The 4937-nt window shown below is 59.0% G+C and carries 5 protein-coding genes; 1 reads left to right on the top strand and 4 read right to left on the bottom strand.

Annotated elements, in window-relative coordinates:
* A partial coding sequence (locus tag RTK01_RS15865) for an MATE family efflux transporter (RefSeq protein ID WP_312281902.1) occupies positions 1 to 1338 on the top strand: 1338 nt, incomplete at its 5' end.
* A 37-nt stretch (positions 1339 to 1375) separates the two neighbouring features.
* On the opposite strand, the gene RTK01_RS15860 is transcribed toward RTK01_RS15865, so the two are convergent.
* The 4 genes from RTK01_RS15860 to pgk form a co-directional block, all read right to left on the bottom strand.
* Entirely contained in the window at positions 1376 to 2101 is a 726-nt protein-coding gene (locus tag RTK01_RS15860; protein ID WP_312281901.1) for a M23 family metallopeptidase, read from the bottom strand.
* Positions 2102 to 2225: 124 nt separating this feature from the next.
* Positions 2226 to 3743 carry a 2,3-bisphosphoglycerate-independent phosphoglycerate mutase gene (gene gpmI, locus RTK01_RS15855; protein ID WP_312281900.1) on the bottom strand — a complete coding sequence of 506 codons (1518 nt, stop codon included), beginning with the start codon at positions 3741 to 3743 and terminating at the stop codon, positions 2226 to 2228.
* Between the two features lie 112 nt (positions 3744 to 3855).
* A complete protein-coding gene (gene tpiA, locus RTK01_RS15850; RefSeq protein WP_293009257.1) occupies positions 3856 to 4629 on the bottom strand; it encodes a triose-phosphate isomerase in 774 nt (257 codons plus the stop codon).
* 127 nt (positions 4630 to 4756) lie between these two features.
* A partial coding sequence (gene pgk, locus RTK01_RS15845; RefSeq protein ID WP_312281899.1) for a phosphoglycerate kinase occupies positions 4757 to 4937 on the bottom strand: 181 nt, incomplete at its 5' end.

Genomic DNA, 4937 nt, shown 5'->3' with positions numbered 1-4937 from the left:
GTTATGCCCGTCGGCAAGCTAGTATTCAATATGTCCCTACCCATGATGGTTTCCCTGCTGGTGCAGGCGCTGTACAACGTGGTGGACGCCTTTTTTGTGGCCCGCGTGTCGGAAAATGCTTTTACTGCGGTTTCTCTGGCCTTCCCGATTCAGATACTGATGATCGCTGTGTCCACCGGCACCGCCGTGGGTATCAACGCGCTACTGAGCCGGGCGCTGGGCGCGGGAGATTTAAAACGGGTCCAAAAGGTGGCGCTGAACGGCGTGTTTCTGGCGGCACTGAGTTCCCTTCTGTTCATTTTTGTGGGGGCCTTCGGCTCCGCACCCTTTTTTCAGTCCCAGACCAACGTGGAAGAGATTGTCGCGGGCGGGATTTCCTATCTCACCATCTGCGCCTGCGGGTCCTTCAGCCTATTTTTCGGCATTACCTTTGAGCGCCTGCTTCAGTCCACAGGGCGAACTCTTTACACCATGTTTACCCAGGGACTCGGGGCCATTATCAATATCATTCTGGACCCCATTCTGATTTTTGGCCTGCTGGGCGCGCCCCGGATGGGCGTGACGGGCGCGGCGGTGGCCACGGTTTTCGGCCAATTGTGCGGCATGGCGCTTTCCCTGTTCTTCTGCCTCACCAAAAACCCGGAGGTTCCCCTGCGGTTTAAGGGCTTTCGCCCCAGCGGCGAGTTGATTCGGGACATCTATCTCATCGGCGTGCCCTCCATCATTATGCAGGCCATCGGCTCCGTCATGGTCTACGGGATGAATCGCATCCTGATTCCCTTCACCACCACCGCAGCTTCCGTATTTGGCGCATATTTTAAGCTCCAAAGCTTTGTCTTCATGCCGGTGTTCGGCCTGAACAACGGCATGATTCCCATTGTGGCCTATAACTATGGCGCACAAAACAAGCATCGCATTTTGAAGGCGTTTAAAATAAGCCTTGCCACGGCGGCATGCATCATGGTGGCCGGAACGCTGCTGTTCTGTCTGTTCCCGGGAGAGCTGCTGTCGCTGTTTGACGCTTCGGAGGAAATGCTGGACATCGGCGTGCCCGCACTGCGGATTATCAGCCTTACCTTCCCCATGGCCGCCGTGGGTATCGCTTGCAGCGGAATGTTTCAGGCTCTGGGAAACAGCTTTCTCAGTATGCTTGTTTCCCTCACCCGCCAGCTAATCCTGCTGCTGCCCGCGGCATGGCTTCTGAGTCTGCGGGGTGATCTGGGGCTGATCTGGTGGGCCTTCCCTATTGCGGAGATTGCGGCCTTCATTCTGTCTCTTGTGTTTTTCCGCTGGACCTACCACAAACACATTACCATTCTTCCGGACAAGCGTCCCTGAAAAACAAAAAAGGCGCGCCTGACGGCGCGCCTTTTTTTCAGTCCTCTAAAAATGCCTGGGGATTCACCGCGTCTCCGTTCTTTTCCACGGCAAAGTGCAAATGGGGGGGCAGGGCGGCTTCCGCAATGGCGGTGGAGCCCACCGCTCCGATAATCTGACCGGCGGAAACCGTATCTCCGGTCTTGACGGCGGGTACAGTCTGCAAATTGGCATAGGTGGTCACGTAGCCACCGTCGTGCTCGATCACCACGGTGGTCCCCATCAGGGGATTGTCTTCCACGGAGGTTACTTTTCCGGCACAGGCGGCCATTACCTGGGTCCCCACCTCGGCAGCCAGATCCACGCCCGCGTGGGTCCGCCAGTCGCCCATGGTTGCATCATAGCTCAGCGCGTCCACACTGAAGGTCGACACCACCGCGCCCCGCAGGGGCCAGACGATAAGGCTGGGGGCCGTGGGCTTCACCGGCGTGTCGTCCACCTCCACAGAGGGCATCTGCACCGGCGCCTGCACCGTAACACCCTGATCCGGCACCTTCAGCGTCTCCGGCTCCAGAATCTCCAGCGATGGCCCGTTGGGGTCCAGATCGTCAAAGAGGTCCGCGTCCGGCGCGGCGGTGGACGCATCCGGATCCTCCCTCGCCGTGCTGCCGCCGTGAAACAAAATGGCATAGCCCGAAGCTCCCACAATCGCCAGGCTCAAGAGCAAGACTATGTAGAAGCCTGCTCCGCCCAGCACCGTTTTCGGCATATTGGGTTTGTTCATAGAAAACCGTCCTTTCCATTGGTTTACCCGCAGTATGTCCAAGGAAAGGAAAAACTATACATAACCGCCCGGGCGCAAAAATATTTGCGTCCGGGCGGTTCACTGTCTTAATTTTATGAGTGCCTTATTTTATAATCAGCGTCTTGCCCGTCATCTCTTCGGGACAAGCAAGACCCATCACGTCCAGAATCGTCGGAGCAATGTCCGCCAGCTTCCCGCCACGGCGCAGCTCGCTGCCTGCGCCGCAGAGGATAAAGGGCACCGGATTGGTGGTGTGGGCGGTGAAGGGGCTGCCGTCCGGCTGCTCCAGCTCCTCTACGTTACCGTGGTCGGCGGTAATCATGGCGATGCCGCCCATTTTCAGCGTGGCATTCACCACCTTGCCCACGCATTCGTCCACAGTCTCCACGGCCTTCACCGCCGCGTCGAGCATGCCGGTGTGGCCCACCATGTCGCAGTTAGCAAAGTTCAGAACAATCACGTCGTACGCCCCGGACTCAATGCGCTCCACGCACTTCTCGCAAACCTCTGCGGCGCTCATCTCCGGCTGAAGGTCATAGGTGGGCACCTTCGGAGAGGCCACCAGCACCCGGTCCTCTCCGGGGAACACTGTCTCGGTTCCACCGTTAAAGAAGAAGGTCACATGGGCGTATTTCTCCGTCTCCGCGATGCGAAGCTGGGTCATCCCCAACGTGCTGAGATACTCTCCCAACCCGTTGCGCACGCTCAGCCGAGGAAACGCCACCTCCACATTGGGCATAGAGGCGTCATACTCTGTGGTGCACACAAAGGTCACGGGGAAATACTGGTGGGTAAAGCCGTCAAACGCGGGGTCCACCAGCGCGCGGGTCAGCTCCCGCGCCCGGTCGGGACGGTAGTTGAAGAAAATCACGCTGTCGTTGTCGCCCACGGTACCCGCCTCGTCGCAGACCACCGGCTCCACAAATTCGTCGGTCACGCCCTTTTCATAGGAGTCCCGCACCGCGGCCACGGCGTCGGGATTGGTTTCCACGCCCTCGCCGTATACCATGGCGTCATACGCCTGCTCCAGCCGATCCCAACGTTTGTCCCGGTCCATCGCATAGTACCGGCCCATGACGGTGGCAATTTTTCCAACGCCAAGCTGGCGGCACTTTTCCACGGTCCGGGCCACAAACTCCGCGCCCGACTGGGGGGAGGTGTCCCGTCCGTCCAAAAACGCGTGGATATAGATCTTTTCAAGGCCCTTCTCCTTCGCCAGCTTCAAAAGGGCAAAGAGGTGGTCGATGTGGGAATGCACGCCGCCGTCGGACAAAAGGCCCATCAGGTGCAGGGCCGTGCCCTTTTCGGCGCAGGCATTCATCGCGTGAAGATAGGCGGTATTTTCAAAAAATGAGCCGTCGGCCACGGCGTTGTTCAGCCGGGGCAGGTCCTGAAACACCACCCGGCCGCCGCCGATGTTGGTGTGGCCCACCTCGCTGTTGCCCATCTGCCCGGCGGGCAAACCCACGTCCAGCCCCGAGGCCGAGAGGGTGGTATGGGGAAATTCCTTAAAAAACTGATCGAGGCAGGGCGTTTTCGCCGCCCACACCGCGTTTCCCCGCTGACTGTCGGACAGGCCGTAGCCGTCCATAATAATCAGCGTTGTGGGAGTTTTATTCATAAAAGTACCTCTTTCTGACTCAGCCGATGGTTCCGGACCCCGGCCCGGCCACATGGGGGACGCGCCCCGCTTCCCCGCCGAAAAATTGCGGCAAAGAAACACGCGGTGCGGCTTAATCCTGATTGGCTGCGTTGACAATCTCCACAAACTGCTCCGGCTTCAGGGATGCGCCGCCGATCAGTCCGCCGTCGATGTCAGGCTGGGCCAGCAGTTCCGCCGCGTTCTGGGGGGTCATAGACCCTCCGTATTGAATGGTAACGGACCGGGCAACCCGCGCCCCGTAAAGCGCGCGGATGGTGGCGCGGATATTGCCGCACACCTCGCCCGCCTGCTCCGTCGTGGCGGTTTTTCCGGTGCCAATGGCCCAGATGGGCTCGTAGGCCACGATACACCGGCGCAGCTTATCGGCGGGAACGCCGTGCAGCGCGCTTTTCACCTGAAGCGTCACCCACTCGTTTGTCACACCCATCTCCCGCTGCTCCAGGCTCTCTCCTACGCAGATAATAGGGCTCATGCCCTCGGCAAGCACGGCGTGGACCTTTTTATTTACGCCTGCGTCCGTCTCTCCGAACTTCTCCCGCCGCTCGCTGTGGCCCACAATTACGTACTTCACGCCCAAATCCCGCAGCATACCGGCGGAAATTTCCCCGGTGTAGGCGCCTTTTTCCTCAAAATAGACATTTTCCGCACCCACGGAAATCCGCAGGTCTTTAAATGCCCGCAAGGCCGCTGAAATGTTGCAGGCAGGGACACAGATCAACGTGTCACACCACTTGGCTCTGGGCATAATTTTCTTCATTTCCTCGGCAAACTTCTTCGTCTCAGTGGCGGTCATGTTCATTTTCCAGTTGCCGGCGATTACGGTTTTACGGTAGCGACGATTCATAGCGATACTTCCTTTTCTGTATGTTTCGGTTATTCCACAAGCATGGGGAAACGCCCGGCGGGGAAAGGCAGCTTCAAGGCTGACGGAGGGCCGGAGGAACCCGGGCCGGGCAAGGCGGGCCTGACATTTATCTGTCTTGCAAACAGGCCACGCCGGGCAACTCTTTGCCCTCTAAAAATTCCAGAGAGGCCCCGCCCCCCGTGGAGATATGTGTAATTCTGTCGGCATAGCCCATCTGCTCCACCGCTGCGGCGCTGTCTCCGCCGCCCACGATGCTTACCGCGCCGCTTTCCGCGATTGCCCGGGCC

Source organism: Oscillibacter sp., assembly GCF_031978065.1.
Taxonomy (GTDB): domain Bacteria; phylum Bacillota; class Clostridia; order Oscillospirales; family Oscillospiraceae; genus Oscillibacter.
This window is presented reverse-complemented; position numbering and strand designations above follow the sequence as displayed.